The following is a 21,210-nucleotide window of genomic DNA, read 5'->3' as shown; positions in this document are numbered from 1 at the left end:
CGTTTACGGCTAGCTGACCGTGACCTTCTCGATGATGATCGGGTTCTTCGGGGCGGTCGAGCCGCCGTCACCGGTGATGTCGTCGTTGCTGACGATGACGCCGTCCTTGGCGACCTTCTCGATGATCTCCAGACCCGAGCGGACCATGCCGAGCACCGAGTACTGGCCCTCGATCTGCGCGTTCTCATCCGACAGCGAGATGGCGAACTGGCTGCTGTTCTGGCCGGCCGCGTCCTGCGGCTGGGTGAGGAACACCACGCCGCGCGTGTACGGAATCGCGCCCGCGGCCTCGTCCCCGAAGACGTAGCCCGCCGTGCCCTGGCCGTCGGTCGGGTTCTTGCCGTCGGCCTTGGCCTTGGGGTCGCCGCACTGCAGCAGGAACACCCCCGCCGTCTCCGGCGTCACCAGGCGGTGGCACTTGGTGTTGTTGTAAAAGTTCTTCTTGGCCAGGAAGTCCATCGAGTTGACCGAACACGGCGTCGCGGCCGGGTCGACGTCGATGACGATCTTGCCGTGGTTGGTGAAGACGGTCATCGTCTTCAGCTTCAGGTTCGGCTTGCTGCCGGGCATGCCCACGTACTTCATCGGCACGTCGGCGGTCTCCCGCTTGTATGTGCAGGTCACCTTGCCGGCCTTCTTCGGCAGCGAGGACAGCGACGGGGTCGGCAAGGGAGCGGCGCTGGTCGAGGCCGACGGACTGCTCTCGGCCGAGACCTTCGCGGCCGAGTCGTCCTTGCCGACCAGCGTGGTCGCGGCGTAGATACCGCCCGCCACCACGACGACGGCCAGGCCCGCCCCGATGAAGATGTTCCGCCTCGCCTTGGCGGTGTCCGCGGCCGCGCGCTGTTCCTGCCGCTCCTTGTGCTCCCGAGCCAGCTGGCTCTGGCGGTCTTCGCCGCTCACCGGTATGCCCTCCACTTTTGCCTGTACATGACCAAACAACTCCGCGAATGCTACCGGCCCTTCGATGTGCCGGACGTAAGAGGCGGAAACCACTCAGAGTGACGAGATTGGCGGCGAACCATATCGTGTCGCTATTCGTAGTTGAAATGAGAACTAGGAGCGCTGACATGTTCGACGAGATCTTCGGCCTGCCCGCCCATCCACTGATCATCCACTTCGCGGTGGTGCTGACCCCCCTTCTGGCCGGCGCCTCCGTGGCGTACGCGGTGCTGAGCCGCTGGCGGCCGATGCTGGCGTGGGCGGTGGTGCTGCTCGCCGTAGGGGCGCCCGCGGCCGTCTTCGCGGCCAAGGAGAGCGGCGAGAGCCTCAAGGAGGCCCGCTTCGCCGGCGTCGACGGCACCCTGAGCCAGCGGATCTCCACCCATGAGAGCTTCGCCAACCCGTTGCTCCTGTCGGCCGCCGGACTCGGGGTCGCCGCGCTGCTGCTCGTCTACGCCACCAGCTCGAGCCGTGGCTCGCTCGGCGACCGGTTCGGCCGTCCGGTCACGCTCGTGCTGTCCGGCGTGACGGTGCTGCTGGCCGTGGTGGTCGGCTACTTCGTCTTCCGCGCCGGCGACTCGGGAGCCAGAGCCGTCTGGGGGGCGTAGGCGTGGACCGCTGTACCCGGTCCACCCTGTAATCTCACGTTGTGGAGAGCCTGTTCGATTCGGCGGCTGCGGACGCCACGCCTCAACCCCTCGCGGTCCGGATGCGGCCGCGCACGCTCGACGAGGTGATCGGCCAGCGTCATCTGCTCGGCCCGGGCACCCCGCTGCGCAGGCTCGTCGAGAGCGAGGCGCCGATGTCGCTCTTCCTGTGGGGGCCGCCGGGCACCGGCAAGACCACACTGGCCTACGTCGTCTCCAACGTCACCAAGCGGCGCTTCGTTGAGGTCTCCGCCGTCTCGGCCGGAGTCAAGGACGTACGCGCCGCCATCGACACCGCCAAGCGCGAGCTGGGCATGACCGGCCGGCAGACCGTGCTCTTCGTCGACGAGGTCCACCGCTTCAACAAGGCCCAGCAGGACGCCCTGCTGCCCGCCGTCGAGAACCGCTGGGTCACCTTCATCGGCGCGACCACCGAAAACCCGTTCTTCTCCGTCATCTCACCCTTGCTGTCGCGCTCGCTGCTGCTCACGCTCGAGTCCCTGAGCGACGACGACGTCCGCGTGGTCCTGAATCGCGCGGTGTCCGACGAGCGCGGTCTCGGCGGCCGCGCCACCGTCGCCCCCGAGGCCCTGGAGCATCTCGTACGACTGGCGGGCGGCGACGCCCGCCGCTCCCTGACCTACCTCGAAGCCGCCGCGCTGCTGTCCGACGACATCACGGTCGAGGTCGTGGAGAAGGCCGTCGACAAGGCGGCCGTCCGCTACGACCGGCAGGGCGACCAGCACTACGACGTCATCAGCGCGTTCATCAAGTCGATGCGCGGCTCCGACGCCGACGCCGCGCTCCACTACCTGGCCCGGATGATCGAGGCGGGCGAGGACCCGAGGTTCATCGCCCGCCGCATCGTCATCTTCGCCTCAGAGGACGTCGGCATGGCCGACCCGACCTGCCTGCAGACCGCGGTCGCCGCGGCTCAGGCGGTGCAGCTGATCGGCCTGCCGGAGGGCCAGATCAACCTGGCCCACGCGGTCATCCACTGCGCGCTGGCGCCCAAGTCCAACGCCGTCGTGAAGGCCATCGGGGCGGCGATCGGCGACGTACGCCGCGGCCTGATCGGGCAGGTGCCCGGCCACCTGCGCGACGCCCACTACCCGGGCGCCGCCAAGCTGGGCCACGGCGACGGCTACAAGTACCCGCACGACTTCGACCACGGGCTGGTCCGCCAGGATTACGCGCCCGAGCAGGTCCGCGACAAGCGCTACTACGAGCCCACCAAGCACGGCGGCGAGGGGGTTCTGGCCGAGCGGTGGGCGCGTATACGTGACTTTCTGCGTGGGTCTTAGCGGGCCTTAAAGATCAACTTGTTTTCTTTTTTACGGCACAGCCTGGTAGACGCCAGACGCCGACCGGGGCTGGGGGCCTCCGGGGAGACGGCCTCTGACCCCGCACGGGGTTGGCCGCCGATACGGCGTCTTCTTGGCCGGTGGCGTGGTCAATGCCTGTGGGAGGTTGCGGCGGCAGCTCGGCTTCGTCGCCGTGCGCACCTTCGGCACTCGCGAGCAGGTCGGCCAGCGAATACGGCGGGCGCATGCGATGCTGATCGGGCTCGATTCCGACACCGGCACTCGCCTGGGTCGGGCGCATGTACGGCTGCGGCGGCGACCGGGGACCGAATACGCGATGAACCTGATCGTGTGAGGCCCTGCGCGCGGTGGCCATGGTCATGCCGGAATGGCTGGTCGTGCCCGAGGTCGGTGCCGTTCGCGGGCTCATGTGGTCGAGTGGGGAAAGGTTCGCCACCGACGTGGCGGCCTGATCGAGCCTGGTGTCCCCAGTAACCTGGGCCCTCGAACGCGATAGGGTTCTTGCCGTTCCGGCCCAGCGTATGAGGGAGATGAGCGGATGCTTACCGCTGGAGAGGTCGCCGGGCTGATCGCCGCCACCGGCTGGATCGTCCTGGTCTGCGTGCTCGTCATGGTGCTGGTCAAGCTCACCAGGCTGATCACCGAGACCGGCAGGGCGGTGGCCGACCTGAGCGCCCGCATGGCGCCGCTGCTCGACGACATGAGCCTGACGGTCAACGAGACCAACAGGCAGTTGGTGGCCGTCGAGGCCATCACCAAGGACGTCAAGCAGGTGAGCTCCCACGCCGCCAAGCTCAGCGCCGTCACCCAGACCGTGTTCACCGGACCGCTGATCAAGGTCTCGGCCATCGGCTACGGTGTGCGCAGGGCCATCGAGGTCCGCAGGCCGCGCAAGGCGGGGCGGCGGCGATGATCAGACGGTTGTTCTACCTGTCGCTCGGCGCGCTGCTGACCCTCTGGGTGATGCGCAGGCTGCAGGCGCTCCACCCCAACCACGTGGCCCGCCGGACGATCGGCGGCGCCTCGAGCATGCTCGGCCGGGTGAGAGACTTTACTTCTGACGCGTTCGGCGAGGCCGCGGAGCGTGAAATGGAGTTGCGGGCCCGCTTCGGGCTCGACAACCCTGACAGCAACCACTAACGCAAAGGATGGCCCCCATGGAGTCGGCAGAGATCGCCCGCCGCTTCCTGCGCTTCTTCGAGGAGCGTGGGCACAAGGTAGTGCCCTCGGCCAGCCTGATCGCTGAGGACCCGACGCTTCTCCTGGTCAACGCGGGTATGGCGCCGTTCAAGCCGTACTTCCTGGGGCAGCGCAAGCCTCCGGCGGTCCGGCTGGCCACCGCGCAGAAATGCGTGCGCACCCCCGACATCGACGAGGTCGGCAAGACCACCCGGCACGCGACGTTCTTCCAGATGCTCGGCAACTTCTCCATCGGCGACTACTTCAAGGCCGACGTGATCCCGTTCGCCTGGGAGCTGCTGACCAAGCCGGAGTCCGAGGGCGGCTTCGGCTTCCCGGCCGACCGGCTCTGGGCGACCGTCTACCTCGACGACGACGAGGCGCTCGACATCTGGCACAACAAGGTCGGCCTGCCCCTCGACCGCATCCAGCGCCGCGGCCTCGAAGACAACTACTGGCACATGGGCGTGCCCGGCCCCGGCGGCCCGTGCTCGGAGATCTACTACGACCGCGGCCCCGAGTACGGTCGCGAGGGCGGCCCCATCGCCGACGAGAACCGCTACCTCGAAGTCTGGAACCTGGTCTTCATGCAGGACCAGCTGGGCGAGGTCCGCAGCAAGGTCGACTTCGACATCATCGGCGGCCTGCCCGCCAAGAACATCGACACCGGCATGGGCCTGGAGCGCATGGCGGCGATCCTGCAGGGCGTCGACAACATCTACGAGATCGACACCACCTACAAGATCCTCGACAAGGCCGCCGAGCTCACCAAGACCCGCTACGGCCGCGACCACCGCTCCGACGTCAGCCTGCGGGTGATCGCCGACCACGTGCGCACCGGCACCATGCTCGTCGCCGACGGCGTCATGCCCGGCAACGAGGGCCGCGGCTACGTGCTGCGCCGCATCCTGCGCCGCTCGGTCCGCAACCTGCGCCTGCTCGGCTCCGGCGACGAGCGCTACATGCACGCGCTGACCGCCGTCGCGATCGAGGTCATGAGCGAGCAATACCCGCAGCTCAAGGCCGACGCGCCGCAGATCCACGGGGTCATCGACGCCGAGGAGGCGTCCTTCCTCGGCACGCTCCGCACCGGCACCGCCATCTTCGACGTCGCGGTGGAGGAGACCAAGCGCAAGTCCGGCACCACGCTCTCCGGCGACCAGGCGTTCCAGCTGCACGACACCTACGGCTTCCCGATCGACCTCACTCTCGAAATGGCGTCCGAGCACGGACTCCAGGTCGACGAGGAGGGCTTCCGCCGCCTGATGAAGGAGCAGCGCGACCGCGCCAAGGCCGACGCGGCGGCGAAGAAGACCGGCAACGCCGACATCTCCGTCTTCGGACAACTGCTGGAGAAGGCGGGCCGGGTCGAGTTCCTCGGCTACGACCAGACAGAGGCCGACACCGGCATCGTCGGCATCCTGGTCGACGGCGTCCCGGTCCCCGCGGCGGGCGCGGGCACCGACGTGGAGGTCGTGCTCGGCCGCACCCCCTTCTACGCCGAGGGCGGCGGCCAGCTCGCCGACCAGGGCGTGATCCGCACCGGCGGCGCCGAGGTCGAGATCCACGACGTGCAGACGCCGCTCGCGGGCCTCGTCATCCACCGCGGCAAGATCCGCAAGGGCGAGCTCAAGGTCGGCGACGACGCCCAGGCGGAGATCGACCTCGAGCGGCGCCGCGCGATCTCGCGCAGCCACAGCGCCACCCACCTCGTCCACCGCGGCTTCAAGAACGCGCTGGGCGAGACGGCGGCGCAGGCCGGCTCCGAAAACTCGCCCGGCCGCTTCCGCTTCGACTTCACCGCGGCGGGCGCGGTGCCGCCGAGCGTGCTGCGCGACGTCGAGGACGAGGTCAACGCGGTGCTCATCAACGACCTCAAGGTCAACGCCTTCTACACCTCCCAGGCGGAGGCCCGGGCGATGGGCGCGCTGGCGATGTTCGGTGAGAAGTACGGCGACGAGGTCCGCGTCGTGGAGATCGGCGACTACTCGCGCGAGCTCTGCGGCGGCACCCATGTCCACAGCTCCGGGCAGCTCGGCCTGGTCAAGGTGCTCGGCGAGCAGTCGGTCGGCGCCGGTGTGCGCCGGGTCGAGGCGCTCGTCGGCATCGACGCCTTCCGCTTCCTGGCCCGCGAGAGCGTCCTGGTCGCGCAGCTCACCGAGCAGCTCAAGGCACGCCGCGAGGAGCTGCCCGAGCGCGTCGAGGGCATCGTCACCCGCCTGCGCACCGCCGAGAAGGAGCTGGAGCGGCTCCGGTCCGCACAAGTGCTCCAGGTGGCGGGCGAGCTGGCGGCCCAAGCCGGTGACCTGCACGGAGTCTCCGTGGTGACGCACCGCGCGCCTGACGGCACTGGCGCCGACGATCTGCGTAAGCTCGCACTTGATGTGCGTGGCAGGTTCCCAGCTGACCGACCGGCGGTCATCGTGATCGCGGGTGTCCCCTCCGACCGGCCCGTGGTGGTTGCCGCGGTCAACGAGGCGGGACGCGAGCGCGGGCTCAAGGCCGGACGACTGGTCGGCGTCGCCGCCAAGGCGCTTGGGGGTGGCGGTGGCGGCAAGGACGATGTCGCGCAAGGCGGCGGCACACGACCGGAGGCGATCGACGACGCGCTGCGACTGGTCGAGCAGGCCATCGCGGAGCAGCTCGGCTGATATGCGGTTCGGTTCACGGATCGGCGTGGACGTCGGGTCCGTACGCATCGGGGTGGCCCGCAGCGACCCTTCGGGTCTGCTGGCCACCCCGGTGGAGACCGTCCGGCGAGGCCAGGGCGACCTCGACCGCATCGCCGCGATCGCCGACGAACACTCGGCGATCGAGGTCGTGGTCGGGCTGCCCACCTCGCTGTCGGGCCGCGAAGGGCCGGCCGCCGCGCTGGCCCGGGAGTTCGCCACCTCGCTGGCCGTACGCCTGGCGCCCACCCCCGTCCGCCTCTTCGACGAGCGGCTGACCACGGTCGCCGCCCAGCAGGGGCTCCGGGCCAGCGGCGTGCGGGCCAAGAAGCAGCGCGCGGTCGTCGACCAGGTGGCGGCGGTCGTGCTGCTGCAGGACGCGCTCGACGTCGAGAGAGCCACGGACAGACCACCCGGCAGGCCCGTCGATCCGCCTTCCACGGCGGCCGACGGACCCGCCTCATGACCGGGCTGCCTTTCGGGGACGGCGGGGATCGGCCGGGGGTGGCCGCATGAGCAACCCACCGGACGACGACGACCTGATCCCGTTCGCACAGGACCCGGACACCGCTGCGCCACCGGCTGTTGCCTCAGCGGATGCGGTGCCGGGCGGCATGGGATCTCCGGGGGAGCACACGCACCGGACGGCCGACCCGGCAGCGGAGGGCCGGGAGTGTCACGCGGACGACCTCGGCCCGACCGCCCCGTCCGACGGGGACATGTTTGGCGGTATGTCCGGCGGTGGCGCGCTTGTTGACGGCGGTATGTCCGATGGCGGTACGTCCGACGGCGGCATGCGTCCTGATGGCGGTGCATCGGAGGGCGGCGCGCTTTCTCGTGGCGCTACGTCTGATGGCGGCGTCTCCGGCACGGATCCGGGCGAATCACCCGGCGGCGGTGACCCCACATCTGCGGCAGGCGGTTACGCGTGCGCAGCGGACGGCAGCGCGGCCGAGGCCGGGCCGAGTGGTGAGGCAAAGGGCGGGAGTGCGTCCGGGGACGCGAGCGAGGTCGAGGCCGGGCCTGGTCGCGAGGCTGAGGGCGGGAGCGGGTCCCGGAAAGTGGCCGAGGGCGGTGCTGAGGCTGAGGGTGGTGGCGCGGCCGGGAGTGAGGTCGCTGGCGGGGGCACGGGTGGGGTCGGGCGGCGGGGGAAGCGGGGGGCTCTGCGTAAGGCGGCGCTGTTGGGCCTCGTGGTGGCGGCGTCGATCGGCGCGATCGGTGCCGGAGCGTACGGGGTGCTCAAGCCGTACCTGGCCCCCGACGACTTCGAGGGCACCGGCAGCGGGACCGTGACCGTGCGGATCCCGCCGGGCGCCAACGCGGGGGACGTCGGCGCCGTGCTGGCCGACGCGGGGGTGGTGGCCAGCGCGCGGTCGTTCGTGAACGTGACCAAGGAGCGCGCCGTGGCGGGACGCCTGCGGCCGGGGCACTACCGGCTGCGCAAGGGCATGGCCGCCGGCGCCGCGCTCGATCTGCTGCTCGCGCCCGCCTCCCGGGTGCTCAGGCGCGTCACCGTGCCCGAGGGCATGAGGGCGGGCGAGACACTCGTACGGGTGGCCGCCCAGTCCGGGCTGGCGCTCAAGGAGCTGCAGGAGGTCGACACGGCTCTCGTCGGGCTGCCCAAGTATGCCCGGGGCCTCGAAGGGTTCCTGTTTCCCGCCACGTACGAGGTCGAGCCCGGCGACAAGGCCGTCGACCTGCTGGCCGCGATGGTGGAGCGGTTCCGTGCGGCGGCGCGCAAGCTGAAGCTGGTGGAGAAGTCCGCGCGGGTGCATCTGACGCCACTGGAGGCCGTCACGGTGGCCAGCATGGTGCAGGCCGAGGGCGGAAGGGACGAGGACTATCCCAAGATCTCCAGAGTGATCTACAACCGGCTCCAGCGCGGCACGCCGCTCCAGATCGACAGCACCGTCCTGTACGCCCAGGGCAAGCGGACCCCGAAAGTCACCGAGAGCGACACCAAGGTCCGCTCACCGTACAACACCTACGCCCATACCGGGCTGCCGCCGGGCCCCATCGCCAATCCCGGAGAGAAGGCGCTGATAGCGGCCTTGCACCCGGCGAAAGGCGATTGGCACTGGTTTGTGACCACGGATCCGGCGCATAGAATCACCAAATTCACCAACAAAGAGAGCGAGTTCGTGAGATACCGGGAAGAGTTGAACCGTAACCTCAGGACGAAATGATGCTTGCCGGGACCCCCTTCGTCCCGCCGGGGATCTTCGAAATCCCCGTGCGGAACCCCCGAGCAGGGGGCCGCGCGCTCTTCCCGTCCTCTAGCATGGCTACCCAGAGTGATATCCGCCGGTCGTGGGTGCACGCCCGGCGGTCCCCCCGCTCGGTGACCCCCAACGGTTCGGCAGCTCCGCTTGACGCCGGGCCGGACGTACCGGGAGATTGGCCTGCGCACCTATGAACGATCTCGACATGGATTTCCTGCTAGGCGCCGAGGACGACGAAGGCTCCTCCCGGCGCCGCGCCCGCGGTAACGGCAAGAACGGCAGCCGCAGGCGCCGCAGGCGCCGAAACCGGGGCGGTTTCATCGCGCCGCTGCTGGCCTTCATCGTCCTGGCGGGCATTCTCGGCGGCGGCGGCTACTTCGGCTATCAGTGGATCAGTGGCGCTCTGGTGCCCGACGACTTCACCGGTCCAGGCAAGGGTGAAGTGACCGTAGAGATCAAGGACGGCCAGAGCGCCTCCGACGTGGCGGTGGAGCTGGAGCGGCAGGGGGTCGTCGCCAGCGCCAGAGCGTTCACCAACGCGATCGCCAACGCGAACAAGAGCGGCGCGCTCCAGCCGGGCCAGTACACCCTGCGCAAGGGCATGTCGGCCGCCTACGCGGTGACGATGCTCGACTCGGCCAACAAGCTGCTCGTCAAGATCACGTTGGAGGAGGGGCTGCGCCTCACCGACGTCCTCGCCCGGCTCGCCCAGAAGACCGACAAGCCGCTGAAGGACTTCGTCGCCGCCGCCAAGGACACCGGCGACATGGAGCTGCCCCAGTACGCCAAGGGCAAGCTCGAGGGCTACGCCTTCCCCGCCACGTACGAGTTCCAGCCGAAGACCACGCCGGCCGAGATGCTGTCGCAGATGGTCGACCGGTTCAACCAGACGGCGGACAAGGCCGACCTCGTGGGCGGCGCCAAGGCCCTGCGGCGCACACCCGCCGAGATCATCACGATCGCCAGCATCGTCCAGGCCGAGGCCGGCCGCTATGAGGACATGCCGAAGATCGCCCGCGTCATCTACAACCGGCTCGACCACCAGCCGGCGATGCAGCTGAAGATGGACAGCACGGTGTTCTACGGGCTGGGCAAGCGCGGCACGTCCGCGACGCACGCGCAGCTGCAGAGCACGTCCAAGTACAACACCTACAAATACCTCGGCCTCCCGCCCGGTCCCATCTCCAACCCGGGCGACCACGCGATCGAGGCGGCGCTCAACCCGGCCAAGGGCGACTGGCTCTACTTCGTCGCCACCGACCCGAAGAGCAAGATCACCAAGTTCGCCGTCACGGACGCGGAATTCCAGGTATTGCTCAACGAATACCGTAAGAACGGCGGCTGAGGCCTCGGGCTGGGCGGCGGAAGCCGGCCACGCCACCGGTCTCACCGTCCCGTAACGGTGCCCAGCCCTGTGCGGGCTCAGCGGCCATCTCCCTGGAGGCCCTGAGCCTTGTACGGCGACTGGGGCCTGCCGGGCATGCCGTACAACAGAGAAAGTCAGTAAGGGCTTTGAGAGGAGAAGCACGTGCGGGCAGGGGTGCTGGGGGCGCCGATCGGGCATTCGCTGTCGCCCTACCTGCATCGGGCGGCCTATCGGGCGATGGGGCTCGACGGGTGGCGTTACGAGGCCCTGGAGTGCGACGAGGCCCGGCTGCCCGGCCTGCTGCGGACGCTCAGGCCGCTACGCGGTGAGGTGCCGGGGGACGAGGGGGCCTGGGCGGGGTTGTCGCTGACCATGCCGCTCAAGCGGGCCGTGCTGCCGCTGCTCGACAGCGTTTCAGACCTGGCCGTGGAGGTGGGCGGCGCCAATACCGTGGTGTTCCGCGACGGCGCGAGCCATGGGGACAACACCGACGTCTACGGGATCGAGCGGGCGCTGGCCGAGGCGGGGGTCCAGGCGCCGAGGTCGGCGACCGTGCTGGGCGGCGGCGCCACCGCCGCTTCGGCGCTGGCGGCGCTGCGCGGTCTGGGGCTGTACTCCGCGACCCTGCTGGTCCGCGATCCCGCCAGGGCGGGGGAGACGGCAGGGGTGGCCGAGCGGCTCGGGGTGGCGCTGGCGGTGGAGACGTTCGACAAGCTCGACGTCTCGACGCGGGTGGATCTGGTGGTGTCCACGCTGCCGGGCGGCGCGGCCGACGCCTTCGCGGCGCGGCTGGCGGGGGTTCCCGCACTCTTCGACGTGGTCTACTCGCCCTGGCCGACCAGCGCGGCGGCGGCCGTCCAAGCTGCGGGCGGCACCGTGGTCGGAGGGTTCGCGATGCTGCTGCACCAGGCGGTGCGGCAGGTGGAGCTGATGACGGGCCGGACGGATGTGCCGGTGGAGGCCATGCGCGCGGCCGGTGAGGCGGAGATCCTCAGACGGGCGGCCAGTCGAACGGGTTGATCAACTGGACGTCGAGGCCCACGAAGTCCTTCACATTGCGGGTGACGAGGGTCCAGTCATGCGCGCGGGCGGTGGCGGCGATGAGGCCATCGACGATCGGGAGCGGCCGCACGGCATGCATCCGCCCCCATTCCTCGGCCACGGCGGCGGTGACGGGCAGCACCCGAGTCCTGAACTGGTGCTGGAGACGATCCAGCCAGGACTCGTAGCCACCTGCCTGGAGTGGGTCGCGGCGGCGCAGCAGCTCGACACCTTTGCGGATCTCGCCGAACACCATGACACTCACATAGAGGCTGGGCCCGGTGATGGTGTCGAGCCACCCCTGCACGCTGTCGTCTCTGACACGCTTGGTCATTTCCGACACGACGTTGGTGTCGAGAACGTAGCTCACTCGATGCCCTCGAAGTCGATGTCCCGCATCACGCTGCTCTTGTCGCGGGTAAGATCGAGCGCGCTCAGGTCGGGACCTGAGAGCAGGAATTCCTTGAAGTCGGGCTGCTCGCCCTTGAGCTGGCGGTATTCCTCCATGTCCAGGATCACCGCCACATCCTGCCCGTGCCTGGTGACGATCTGCGGTCCCTCGTCATGGGCCCGGCGGACGACCTCGCTGAAGCGCTGCTTGGCCTCCTGCAGCTGCCATTTGGTCTCTTCGAGCTGTTCTACGGTCATATGCCCGCCTTCTGGCTAGTTTTCTGGACAGAACTTTAGCGCAGAGACTCTGGCCAGCAGGGATGATTCGAGGAACTCTCGTGGTTGTGGTAACGTAGCTCACTGATCGGTCCGGCATGCCTTGCTGGACGCGCAAGCGGAGGTCTCCCTCCCACCTGTGTCACCGAGAGGTGGCCGGGTCCAGGATCACGCCGGACTTACTCCGGGGAGCTTACGGCCACGATGCCAATGAGCTCAGTGGCCCCGCATGCGCGACGTGCGGGGCTTTTCGCGTTTGCGCGGAGTTCCTCGGCACCGAGCACGTACGGGATCGCAAACCTAGGAGGCCCCATCAGCACTGAGCCCCGCATCAACGAGCGTATCCGAGTTCCCGAGGTGCGCCTCGTGGGCCCGAACGGCGAGCAGGTAGGCATCGTCTCCATTCATGATGCCCTCAAGCTCGCTCAGGAGGCCGACCTCGACCTGGTCGAGGTCGCGGCCACGGCTCGACCGCCCGTGTGCAAGCTCATGGACTACGGCAAATTCAAGTACGAGTCCGCGATGAAGGCGCGCGAGGCGCGCAAGAATCAGGCGCACACGATCATCAAGGAGATCAAGCTCCGGCCGAAGATCGACCCGCACGACTACGAGACCAAGAAGGGTCACGTGGTGCGGTTCCTCAAGGCAGGGGACAAGGTCAAAGTCACGATCATGTTCCGTGGTCGCGAGCAGTCCCGGCCGGAGCTCGGTTTCCGGCTGCTGCAGCGGCTCGCGGACGACGTCCAGGAGCTGGGATTCGTCGAGTCCCACGCCAAGCAGGACGGCCGTAACATGATCATGGTGATCGGTCCGCACAAGAAGAAGGCCGAGGCGAAGGCGGAAAAGGCCGCAGCCAAGGCCCAGCGTGGTGGCGAGGAGCCTTCCGCGGAGGAGTCTTCCGAGCAGGAAGCCTCCATACAGGAAGCGTGACCCGCGGTTCGGGTTAGCCTTAACAGCACACCCCGAACAGCCACCCCACCAGACGAAGACGCCGCGACCGGGTCGGCCAGCACCGGCCCGGCCACCGGCACGGACGAATTGAGGAGAGACGGCGAATGCCGAAGATGAAGACGCACAGCGGTGCGAAGAAGCGGTTCCGGCTGACGGGCACCGGCAAGCTCGTGCGTCGCCGTGCCAATCGCGCGCACTACAACGAGTGGAAGTCGTCTACGTTGACGCGCCGTCTCAAGAACGAAGTCGTCCTGTCCGACGCTGATTCCAAGAAGATCAAGAAGCTGCTCGCCAAGTAGCGCGACCCCCGGGGAGAAGAACATGGCACGCGTGAAGCGGGCGCTCAACGCCAAGAAGAAGCGCAAGGTCGTCCTCGATCGGGCTTCCGGTTACCGTGGCCAGCGGTCACGTCTGTACCGCAAGGCCAAGGAGCAGATGCTCCACTCGATGACGTACGCCTATCGGGACCGGAAGGACCGTAAGGGTGCCTTCCGCCGTCTGTGGATCCAGCGGATCAACGCCGCGGCCCGCCAGAACGGCATGACGTACAACCGCCTGATCCAGGGTCTGCGACTGGCCAACATTGAAGTCGACCGCAAGATCCTCGCCGATCTCGCGGTGAACGACAGCCAGACCTTTGCCACGCTCGTCGAGGCCGCCAAGAAGGCGCTGCCGGCGAACGTGAACGCCCCGGCCGCGAGCTGAGGCGATTGAGGACCGAGCCCGGCGAGGCTCTAGCCGAGGGCCCACCTGACGGTGGGCCCTTTGCTGTGTGCCCAGCCGGTACGCCCGGCCGTACAGACCATCAGGGGAGAGCATGGCGGGATCCGAGCTGACCAACGTGAAGTCGCCGCGCGTGAAGGCCGCCAGGAGGCTCGCCAAGCGCGCCTACCGGGAGCAGGACCGTAAGTTCCTGGCCGAGGGGCCGCAGGCCGTGCGCGAGGCGCTCAAGCTCGACGGGGTGACGCTGGAGCTGTTCGCCACCGCCGAAGCCGAGCTCCGCCACTCCGAGCTGATCACCGACGCGACGCTCAAGGGCATCCCGATCCACCGGGCCAGCGGCGAGGTCATGTCGGAGCTCTCCCAGACCGTGACCCCGCAGGGGCTGCTGGCCGTCTGCCGGCTGGTGCACGTGCCGCTCGACGACGCCCTGTCCGGCGAGCCGCGCCTGGTCGCGGTCCTCGCGCACGTGCGCGACCCCGGCAACGCGGGCACCGTCATGCGCGCCGCCGACGCCGCGGGCGCCGACTCCGTGATCTTCACCGACGCTTCGGTCGACCCGTACAACGGCAAGTGCGTACGCGCCAGCGCCGGCAGCCTGTTCCACCTGCCCGTCACCATCGGTGCACCGGTGACCGCCGCCGTGCGTCAGCTCAGAGAGCGCGGACTGCGCGTGCTGGCGGCTGACGGCGCGGGCAAGCACACGCTCGACGACGTCGACCTGTCGGGCCCCACCGCGTGGATCTTCGGAAACGAGGCATGGGGCCTGCCCGAGGAGGTTCTCGCCGAAGCCGACGATGTGGTCAGAGTGCCCATCTACGGACAGGCCGAAAGCCTCAACCTGGCCACCGCGGCCGCGGTATGCCTTTACTCCTCCGCGAGGGCTCAGCGAGTGTCCTAGGCGGCTGGAAACCCGCTATTGTCGGCCTTGTAGGCGGAGGAGGCGAGTTCGTGCACGGCGCAGACACCGATGGTCGAGTGGTCGCCTCCGCGTGCACGATAGCCATCGACGATCTTCCCGACGGCCTCATCGTGTCCGACAGATTCGGCCGCGTGCTGGCCGTCAACCGGGCCGCCGCGCGGCTCACCGGCGTCACCGCCGAGCGCGCGGTCGGCAAGGACATGAACGAGGTGTTCCCCTTCCGCGACCACGACGGCCGCGAGTGGTGGAAGGCCCTCGACCCCGAGGGCGGCCTGCGCACCCGCAGCAGGGTGCCGGAGCGGCCGCTGCACCTGCCCGGCGGGCAGGAGCTCTACGTCGCGGCCCGGCTGTCCCGCGAGCCCGAGCGGTGCGGCGACGTCGAGCGGGTGACGATCACCCTGCGTGACGGCGGCGCCCGCGCCCGGCTGGAGCGCAGCCGCGCCGACCTGGTGTCCACGGTCGCCCACGAGCTGCGCTCGCCGCTGACCAGCGTCAAGGGGTTCACCGCGACCCTGCTGGCCAAGTGGACCCGCTTCACCGACGAGCAGAAGCGCGTCATGCTCGAGACCGTCAACAACGACGCCGACCGGGTGACCAGGCTGATCACGGAGCTGCTCGACGTCTCCCGCATCGAGTCGGGCCGGCTGGAGCTGCACCGCCAGGTCGTCGACGTGCCCGCCAGAGCGCGGCGCATCGTCGCCGGCCGCGTCGCGGCGGGCGAGGCCGAGGGCCGCTTCCGCCTCGTCGCCGGTGACGACCTCCCCGAGATGTGGCTCGACCAGGACAAGATCGACCAGATCCTCGGTAACCTGATGGAAAACGCGGTGCGCCACGGACGCGGCACCGTCACCATAGAGATCGAGTCCGTCGGATGGGGAGTTGCCGTGTCGGTGCGCGACGAGGGCGAGGGCATCACGCCCGAGCTGGCTCCGCGCGTCTTCCGGCAGTTCTGGCGCGGCAACAGCCGCCGGCGCGGCGGCACCGGGCTCGGCCTGTTCATCGTGAAGGGCCTGGTCGAGGCGCACGGCGGCACGATCATCGTGCAGCGCGCGCCCGAGGGTGGGGCGGAGTTCCGATTTACCGTGCCCACCGGCACCCCTGACTTCGCCACTGTGTAGCCCCTGCGGCAGGCGGGCGCGAGTCGGGCCCGGTGGGCGGATCCCACTAGACTCTGTCAAGCTCAAGCCCTGGATACGGAGCTCACTCTTGTCTGACTACGACCCCGTCGAGGTGACACCGTTGCATGCCGACGAGGTGTCCCGCATGGAGGCCGACGCCCTGGCGGCGATCAAGACGGCCGGCGATCTCGACGCACTCAAGCAGGCGCGGCTGGCCCACGCCGGTGACCGCTCGCCCATCGCGCTGGCCAACCGCGAGATCGGCGCCCTGCCTCCCGCGGCCCGTGCCGAGGCCGGCAAGCGCGTCGGCGGCGCCCGCAAGGCGATCAACGAGGCGCTGGCCGCCCGGCAGGCCGAGCTGGAGGCCGAGCGCGACGCCCGGGTCCTCGTCGACGAGGCCGTCGACGTCACCCTGCCGTGGGACCGGCAGCCGCTCGGCGCCCGCCACCCGCTGACCACCATGCAGGAGCGCATCGCCGACACGTTCGTCGCGATGGGCTACGAGGTGGCCGAGGGTCCCGAGCTCGAAGGCGAGTGGTTCAACTTCGACGCCCTCAACATCGCCACGGACCACCCGGCCCGCTCCGACCACGACACGTTCTTCGTCGAGTCCACCGAGTCGGGCATGGTGCTGCGCACCCAGACCTCGCCGGTGCAGATCCGCGCGCTGCTGCAGCGGGGCGCGCCGTGCTACGTCATCTCGCCGGGCAAGGTGTTCCGCACCGACGAGCTCGACGCCACCCACACCCCCGTCTTCCACCAGGTCGAGGGCCTGGCGATCGACGAGGGGCTGACGATGGCCCACCTCAAGGGCACGCTCGACCGGTTCGCCGAGGTCATGTTCGGCGAGGGCATCTCCACCAGGTTCCGGCCCAACTACTTCCCGTTCACCGAGCCGTCGGCCGAGATGGACCTCAAGTGCTTCGTCTGCCGCGGCGCCTCGGCGGTCCCCGGCAACCCGCCGTGCCGCACCTGCAAGTCCGAGGGCTGGATCGAGTGGGGTGGCTGCGGCATGGTCAACCCGCGCGTGCTGATCGCCTGCGGCGTCGACCCGTCGACATACTCGGGCTTCGCCTTCGGCATGGGCATCGAACGTACGCTGATGTTCCGCCACAACGCTGAGGACATGCGCGACATGGTCGAGGGAGACGTGCGCTTCACGCTTCCGTTCGGAATGGAGATCTGATGAAGGTCCCGCTCTCCTGGCTGCGGGAGTACGCCGATCTCCCGGCGGTCACCGCCCAAGAGGTGGCCGACAAGCTCACCGCGGCAGGGCTCAAGCTCGAGTCGATCAGCTCGCACGGTCACGACGTGAAGAACGTCGTGGTCGGCGAGGTGCTCGAGATCGAGGAGCTGACCGGTTTCAAGAAGCCGATCAGGCACTGCAAGGTCGAGGTCGGGGAGGCGATGCCGCGCGAGATCGTCTGCGGCGCCACCAACTTCGCCGCCGGAGACCGTGTGCCGGTCGTCCTGCCGGGTGGCGTGCTGCCCGGCGGCTTCGAGGTCGGCTCGCGCAAGACGTACGGGCGGCTGTCCGAGGGCATGATCTGCTCCGAGCGCGAGCTCGGCCTCGGCGACGACCACGGCGGCATCATGGTGCTGCCCCCCGGCACGCCGATCGGCGCCGACGTGGTCGAGCTGCTCGGTCTCCGCGACGACGTGATCGAGCTGGAGATCACCCCCGACATCGGCTACGCGCTGTCGATCAGGGGCGTGGCGCGCGAGGCCGCGACCGCGTTCGAGGTCCCGTTCCACGACCCGGCCGACGTCGAGCTGCCCACCGCCGACGAGCAGGCGTGGCCCGCCTCGATCGGCGACCCGGACGCCTGCGACAGGTTCGTGCTGCGCGAGGTCACCGGCTTCGACCCCGCCGCCCAGAGCCCGCTCTGGATGCGCGTACGGCTCACGCGGGCCGGGATGCGGCCGGTGTCGCTGGCCGTCGACATCACCAACTATCTGATGCTGGAGCTCGGCCAGCCGCTGCATGCCTTCGACCGGGCCAAGCTCACCGGCGAGATCGTCGTACGCAGGGCCGTTCAGGGCGAGACCCTCGAGACGCTCGACCACGTCACCCGCAAGCTCGACCCCGACGACATCCTGATCACCGACCAGTCGGGCCCGATCTCGATGGCGGGCACGATGGGCGGGCTGGAGACCGAGATCTCCGGCGCGTCGACGGACATCGTCATCGAGGCCGCGCACTTCTCGGCGACCGGCATCTCCCGCGAGTCCCGCAGGCACAACCTCGTGTCCGAGGCGTCCAAGCGGTTCGAGCGCGGCGTCGACCGCGAGCTGCCGCTGGTCGCCTCGTGGCGGGCCGTGCGGCTGCTGGCCGAGCTGGGCGGCGCCACCGTACGACCGGGCCTCACGCACGCCGAGGTCGACGTCGCGCCGGCCCGCATCGCGATCCCGGCCGGCCATCCGGGCGACGTGGCCGGTGTGCCCTACGCCAAGGAGACCGTCGTACGGCGGCTGGAGCAGGTCGGCTGCGTCGTGACCGACGGCGACGACCCGGCCGTGCGCACGGGCGGCGTCGACCCGACCGGGGTCGTGACCGGCGGCGAGCTGGCGGCCAAGCTGGCCGTCACCGGCGACGACATGATCACGGTCACCCCGCCGTCCTGGCGGCCCGACCTCACCGACCCCAACGACCTGGCCGAAGAGGTCATCCGCCTCGAAGGCTACGAGCGCCTGCCCTCCATCCTGCCCAAGGCCCCGGCCGGAGCCGGGCTGACCGAGGGACAGCGGCTGCGCAGGCGCGTCGGCAGGACCCTGGCCGCCGCCGGTTACGTCGAGGTGCTCGCCTACCCGTTCATCAGCGAGGGCGACTTCGACGCGCTGCAGCTGCCCGCCGACGACGCGCGCCGCCGCGCGCTGCGGCTGGCCAACCCGCTGGCCGAAGACGAGCCGCTGATGCGCACGACGCTGCTGCCCGGGCTGCTCAAGACCCTGGTACGCAACGCCGGGCGCGGCTTCACCGACGTGGCGCTGTTCGAGTCGGGACTGGTCTTCCGGCCCCGCGAGGGAGCGCCGGCCACCGCGCCGGTGCTGCGTGTCGAGGACAGGCCGAGCGGCGACGAGCTGGCCTCGATCGCCGCCGCTCTGCCCGACCAGCCGCACCGGGTCGCGGTCGTGCTGGCCGGCGAGTTCGAGCGGTCCGGCTGGTGGGGTCGCGGGCGCCAGGAATGCTGGGCCGACGCCGTACAAGCGGCCCGGCTGGTGGCGGCCGAGGCGGGAGTCGAGCTGTCGGTCATCGCCGACCAGCACGAACCCTGGCATCCCGGCAGGTGCGCCGCCCTCTACGTCGGTGACACGCTCGTCGGCCACGCCGGTGAGCTGCACCCGCGCGTCGCCGAGGCCTACGGGCTGCCGCCGCGTACCTCGGCGATGGAGCTGGAGCTGTCCAAGCTGGAGTCGGCCATGCCCGGCCCGGCCGAGGCGCCGGCCGTCTCGTCCTACCCGGTCGCTACCCAGGACGTGGCGCTGATCGTGCCCGACTTCACGCCGGTCGCCGACGTGGAGGCGGCGCTGCGTGACGGGGCGGGAGAGCTGCTGGAGTCGATCCGGCTGTTCGACGTCTACGCGGGGGAGCAGGTGGGCGAGGGGCACAAGTCGCTCGCGTACACGCTGCGCTTCCGCGCGGCCGACCGCACGCTGACGGTGGAGGAGACGACGGCGGCTCGCGACGCCGCCGTGGCCATGGCCGCCGACCGCGTCGGCGCCCAGCTCCGCAGCGCCTGACCACCTGTTACGGCCGCGTCCGATGGCCGATCGCTGTTCCGAGGTCCGGTACGGTCCGCCGTGCCGGACCTCACGCGTGAAAGGCCGGAGATGAGGCATCTGCTGGTGTTCGCCGAGCGCGACGACGCCGAGGAGGTCGCGGAGGCGCTGGGCGAGCGGTTCCCCGCGCTGGGGATACCCCAGGTCGTGCGGGAGACGCTCGCCGGCGAGGACGACGCCGAGGACGCGCAGTGGCTGGTCGTCCTGGAAGGGCTCGACGAGGACGGCCTGCCGGAGGTCGACGCGCTCGTGGAAGACCACGACGGCTGGCGCGAGCCGGGCTGACCCGCGCCGCCGCCAGTGGCGTCGGGCGGAGAGCTGGGCGCAGCGGCGTCAGAGCGTCAGGCGGGGAGCTGGGCGGCTCGGCGGGCCTTTTCGGCCAGGGCGTGCTCGTCGGTGCGCGAGTCGTACCGGCGGAACTTCGGCAGCACCGCCGCAAGCCCCGCCACCGCCGCGACGCACAGCACGCCGCCCGCTCCCAGGGAGAATCGGGCGCCACCCACCTGCGCCATCAGCCCGGCGCGCGCGTTGCCGAGCATCGGCCCGCTGGCGTAGGACAGCAGCTCGATGCCGGCCAGCCTGCCCCGCAGCTCGTTGGGGATCGTCTGGTTCCACATCGTCATGCGGAAGATAGCGCTGATCATGTCGGCGGCCCCGGCCAGCGCCAGGCAGAAGAAGATCGCCCAGACGTTCGGGATCGCCGCCGCCAGTGCCATCGCGGCACCCCACAGCGTCGCCGCGATGATCACGCCCAGGCCCTGCCGGTGGACGCGCGCCGTCCAGCCGCCGGTCAGCGAGGCCACCAGAGAGCCGACCGCACCCGCCGAATAGAGCAGGCCGAGTGCCTGGGGCGCGCCCAGCTGGTCGGCCAGGAACGGGAACAGCGCCGTCGACATCGCGAACAGCATCGCGGCGATGTCGACCAGGTAGGTGCCGATCAGATCGCTGCGCCCGGCCGCGTAGCGCACGCCCTCGACCAGCGAGCTCAGCGACGCGGGCGCGGCGTCCTCGGCGGGTGGCACGGCCTTGATCCGCCAGAGCAGCACCAGGGACAGCACGAAGCTCACCGTGTCGATGCCGTAGGCGACGGCCGTGCCGAACGCCGTCACCAGCAGCCCGCCGAGAGCCGGGGCGACGATCGCGCCGAGGTTCCAGCGCAGGCTCGCCAGCACCGCGGCCGCGCCGAGCTGGTCGTGCCTGACCACCTGCGGGATCAGCGCCTCCAGGCTGGGCCGTTGCAGGCACGCGACGCCCATGGCCAGCGCGCCGACCACGTAGAGGACCCAGGTCTGCGGGTGGGGGAGGAGCGAGTTGACCATGAGCAGGCCCGAGGTCACCATCAGCCCCAGCTCGCTGAGCAGGATGACCGTGCGCCGGTCGAGCGCGTCGGCGATGGCGCCGCCCCACAGCCCGCACACCACCATCGGCACGAACTCGGCCAGGCTCACCAGACCGACCGCCACGTAGGAGCCGGTGAGCTCCTTCATCTGGTACGGCACGGCCACCATGGTGATGAACGTGCCGAACATCGTGATGACACCCGAGGCCATGAGCAGCCGATAGTCTCGCGAGTCGCGCAGCGGGCCCAGATCGGGCACCAGCCCGCGAAGCAGGCGTTTCAGTTGATCGGCCACAGGGTGTGATTCTGCGCTGCGGCCCTCG

At 69.8% G+C, this 21,210-nt stretch carries 22 protein-coding genes; 18 read left to right on the top strand and 4 right to left on the bottom strand.

Going from position 1 to position 21,210, the window contains the following annotated elements; all coding sequences use genetic code 11:
- Positions 1-9 precede the first annotated feature (9 nt).
- A complete protein-coding gene (locus tag KLK06_RS27955) occupies positions 10-903 on the bottom strand; it encodes a peptidylprolyl isomerase (protein WP_214638622.1) in 894 nt (297 codons plus the stop codon).
- A gap of 167 nt (positions 904-1,070) precedes the next feature.
- Between KLK06_RS27955 and KLK06_RS27950 the strand changes: the two genes are divergently transcribed.
- From KLK06_RS27950 to KLK06_RS27905, 10 genes are all read left to right on the top strand, one after another.
- Positions 1,071-1,550, top strand: coding sequence for a DUF2231 domain-containing protein (locus KLK06_RS27950; protein WP_214638621.1), 480 nt, complete (start codon positions 1,071-1,073; stop codon positions 1,548-1,550).
- A gap of 41 nt (positions 1,551-1,591) precedes the next feature.
- A complete protein-coding gene (locus KLK06_RS27945; RefSeq protein WP_214638620.1) occupies positions 1,592-2,893 on the top strand; it encodes a replication-associated recombination protein A in 1,302 nt (433 codons plus the stop codon).
- 133 nt (positions 2,894-3,026) lie between these two features.
- Positions 3,027-3,248 carry an oxygenase MpaB family protein gene (locus KLK06_RS27940; RefSeq protein WP_214638619.1) on the top strand — a complete coding sequence of 74 codons (222 nt, stop codon included), beginning with the start codon at positions 3,027-3,029 and terminating at the stop codon, positions 3,246-3,248.
- Positions 3,249-3,452: 204 nt separating this feature from the next.
- The gene (locus tag KLK06_RS27935) at positions 3,453-3,827 is read left to right on the top strand and encodes a DUF948 domain-containing protein (protein WP_214638618.1); all 375 of its coding nucleotides are present in this window, start codon (positions 3,453-3,455) and stop codon (positions 3,825-3,827) included.
- The gene (locus tag KLK06_RS27930; protein WP_214638617.1) at positions 3,824-4,054 is read left to right on the top strand and encodes a hypothetical protein; all 231 of its coding nucleotides are present in this window, start codon (positions 3,824-3,826) and stop codon (positions 4,052-4,054) included. Before KLK06_RS27935 ends, KLK06_RS27930 begins: the two co-directional genes overlap by 4 nt.
- Positions 4,055-4,071: 17 nt before the next feature.
- Positions 4,072-6,744: an alanine--tRNA ligase gene (alaS, locus tag KLK06_RS27925; RefSeq protein WP_214638616.1), complete on the top strand. Its 2,673-nt coding sequence runs from the start codon at positions 4,072-4,074 to the stop codon at positions 6,742-6,744.
- A 1-nt stretch (position 6,745) separates the two neighbouring features.
- Entirely contained in the window at positions 6,746-7,228 is a 483-nt protein-coding gene (ruvX, locus tag KLK06_RS27920) for a Holliday junction resolvase RuvX (protein WP_214638615.1), read from the top strand.
- Positions 7,229-7,274: 46 nt separating this feature from the next.
- A complete protein-coding gene (gene mltG, locus KLK06_RS27915) occupies positions 7,275-8,948 on the top strand; it encodes an endolytic transglycosylase MltG (RefSeq protein ID WP_250906145.1) in 1,674 nt (557 codons plus the stop codon).
- 241 nt (positions 8,949-9,189) lie between these two features.
- Entirely contained in the window at positions 9,190-10,329 is a 1,140-nt protein-coding gene (gene mltG, locus KLK06_RS27910; protein WP_250906144.1) for an endolytic transglycosylase MltG, read from the top strand.
- A 183-nt stretch (positions 10,330-10,512) separates the two neighbouring features.
- Complete coding sequence (locus KLK06_RS27905) at positions 10,513-11,370, top strand: shikimate dehydrogenase (RefSeq protein ID WP_214638613.1); 858 nt, start codon at positions 10,513-10,515, stop codon at positions 11,368-11,370.
- On the opposite strand, the gene KLK06_RS27900 is transcribed toward KLK06_RS27905, so the two are convergent.
- Together KLK06_RS27900 and KLK06_RS27895 are read right to left on the bottom strand one after the other, a co-directional pair.
- Complete coding sequence (locus KLK06_RS27900) at positions 11,342-11,761, bottom strand: type II toxin-antitoxin system VapC family toxin (protein ID WP_214638612.1); 420 nt, start codon at positions 11,759-11,761, stop codon at positions 11,342-11,344. The genes KLK06_RS27905 and KLK06_RS27900 overlap by 29 nt on opposite strands.
- A complete protein-coding gene (locus KLK06_RS27895; protein WP_214638611.1) occupies positions 11,758-12,039 on the bottom strand; it encodes a type II toxin-antitoxin system Phd/YefM family antitoxin in 282 nt (93 codons plus the stop codon). Before KLK06_RS27895 ends, KLK06_RS27900 begins: the two co-directional genes overlap by 4 nt.
- Positions 12,040-12,369: 330 nt before the next feature.
- Here KLK06_RS27895 and infC point away from each other — a divergent pair, with 330 nt between their 5' ends.
- From infC to KLK06_RS27855, 8 genes are all read left to right on the top strand, one after another.
- Positions 12,370-12,987, top strand: coding sequence for a translation initiation factor IF-3 (gene infC, locus KLK06_RS27890; protein WP_374197159.1), 618 nt, complete (start codon positions 12,370-12,372; stop codon positions 12,985-12,987).
- 125 nt (positions 12,988-13,112) lie between these two features.
- The gene (gene rpmI, locus KLK06_RS27885; protein ID WP_214638609.1) at positions 13,113-13,307 is read left to right on the top strand and encodes a 50S ribosomal protein L35; all 195 of its coding nucleotides are present in this window, start codon (positions 13,113-13,115) and stop codon (positions 13,305-13,307) included.
- A gap of 22 nt (positions 13,308-13,329) precedes the next feature.
- Positions 13,330-13,713 (top strand): 50S ribosomal protein L20, encoded by a 384-nt coding sequence (gene rplT / locus KLK06_RS27880; RefSeq protein WP_214638608.1) that lies wholly within the window; start codon positions 13,330-13,332, stop codon positions 13,711-13,713.
- A gap of 112 nt (positions 13,714-13,825) precedes the next feature.
- Complete coding sequence (locus KLK06_RS27875) at positions 13,826-14,629, top strand: RNA methyltransferase (RefSeq protein ID WP_214638607.1); 804 nt, start codon at positions 13,826-13,828, stop codon at positions 14,627-14,629.
- Positions 14,630-14,679: 50 nt separating this feature from the next.
- Complete coding sequence (locus KLK06_RS27870; protein WP_308168476.1) at positions 14,680-15,768, top strand: PAS domain-containing sensor histidine kinase; 1,089 nt, start codon at positions 14,680-14,682, stop codon at positions 15,766-15,768.
- A 145-nt stretch (positions 15,769-15,913) separates the two neighbouring features.
- Positions 15,914-16,954, top strand: a complete 1,041-nt coding sequence (gene pheS / locus KLK06_RS27865; protein WP_250906189.1) for a phenylalanine--tRNA ligase subunit alpha — start codon at positions 15,914-15,916, stop codon at positions 16,952-16,954.
- Positions 16,954-19,509 (top strand): phenylalanine--tRNA ligase subunit beta, encoded by a 2,556-nt coding sequence (locus tag KLK06_RS27860; protein WP_214638604.1) that lies wholly within the window; start codon positions 16,954-16,956, stop codon positions 19,507-19,509. Before pheS ends, KLK06_RS27860 begins: the two co-directional genes overlap by 1 nt.
- Positions 19,510-19,599: 90 nt before the next feature.
- Complete coding sequence (locus KLK06_RS27855; RefSeq protein WP_214638603.1) at positions 19,600-19,833, top strand: hypothetical protein; 234 nt, start codon at positions 19,600-19,602, stop codon at positions 19,831-19,833.
- A gap of 56 nt (positions 19,834-19,889) precedes the next feature.
- Here KLK06_RS27855 and KLK06_RS27850 read toward each other — a convergent pair whose 3' ends face one another.
- Complete coding sequence (locus KLK06_RS27850; RefSeq protein WP_308168475.1) at positions 19,890-21,182, bottom strand: MFS transporter; 1,293 nt, start codon at positions 21,180-21,182, stop codon at positions 19,890-19,892.
- Between the last annotated feature and the right edge of the window lie 28 nt (positions 21,183-21,210).

This window comes from Nonomuraea sp. NEAU-A123 (genome assembly GCF_018603905.1).
GTDB lineage: Bacteria > Actinomycetota > Actinomycetes > Streptosporangiales > Streptosporangiaceae > Nonomuraea.
This window is presented reverse-complemented; position numbering and strand designations above follow the sequence as displayed.

What these genes read in the sequence shown, in the direction of transcription:
- KLK06_RS27950 (WP_214638621.1), top strand. Translation starts at nt 1,071, where the DNA reads ATGTTCGACGAGATCTTCGGCCTGCCCGCCCATCCACTGATCATCCAC.
- KLK06_RS27935 (WP_214638618.1), top strand. Translation starts at nt 3,453, where the DNA reads ATGCTTACCGCTGGAGAGGTCGCCGGGCTGATCGCCGCCACCGGCTGG.
- KLK06_RS27930 (WP_214638617.1), top strand. Translation starts at nt 3,824, where the DNA reads ATGATCAGACGGTTGTTCTACCTGTCGCTCGGCGCGCTGCTGACCCTC.
- alaS (WP_214638616.1), top strand. Translation starts at nt 4,072, where the DNA reads ATGGAGTCGGCAGAGATCGCCCGCCGCTTCCTGCGCTTCTTCGAGGAG.
- ruvX (WP_214638615.1), top strand. Translation starts at nt 6,746, where the DNA reads ATGCGGTTCGGTTCACGGATCGGCGTGGACGTCGGGTCCGTACGCATC.
- mltG (WP_250906145.1), top strand. Translation starts at nt 7,275, where the DNA reads ATGAGCAACCCACCGGACGACGACGACCTGATCCCGTTCGCACAGGAC.
- mltG (WP_250906144.1), top strand. Translation starts at nt 9,190, where the DNA reads ATGGATTTCCTGCTAGGCGCCGAGGACGACGAAGGCTCCTCCCGGCGC.
- KLK06_RS27895 (WP_214638611.1), bottom strand. Translation starts at nt 12,039, where the DNA reads ATGACCGTAGAACAGCTCGAAGAGACCAAATGGCAGCTGCAGGAGGCC.
- rpmI (WP_214638609.1), top strand. Translation starts at nt 13,113, where the DNA reads ATGCCGAAGATGAAGACGCACAGCGGTGCGAAGAAGCGGTTCCGGCTG.
- rplT (WP_214638608.1), top strand. Translation starts at nt 13,330, where the DNA reads ATGGCACGCGTGAAGCGGGCGCTCAACGCCAAGAAGAAGCGCAAGGTC.
- KLK06_RS27875 (WP_214638607.1), top strand. Translation starts at nt 13,826, where the DNA reads ATGGCGGGATCCGAGCTGACCAACGTGAAGTCGCCGCGCGTGAAGGCC.
- pheS (WP_250906189.1), top strand. Translation starts at nt 15,914, where the DNA reads ATGGAGGCCGACGCCCTGGCGGCGATCAAGACGGCCGGCGATCTCGAC.
- KLK06_RS27860 (WP_214638604.1), top strand. Translation starts at nt 16,954, where the DNA reads ATGAAGGTCCCGCTCTCCTGGCTGCGGGAGTACGCCGATCTCCCGGCG.
- KLK06_RS27855 (WP_214638603.1), top strand. Translation starts at nt 19,600, where the DNA reads ATGAGGCATCTGCTGGTGTTCGCCGAGCGCGACGACGCCGAGGAGGTC.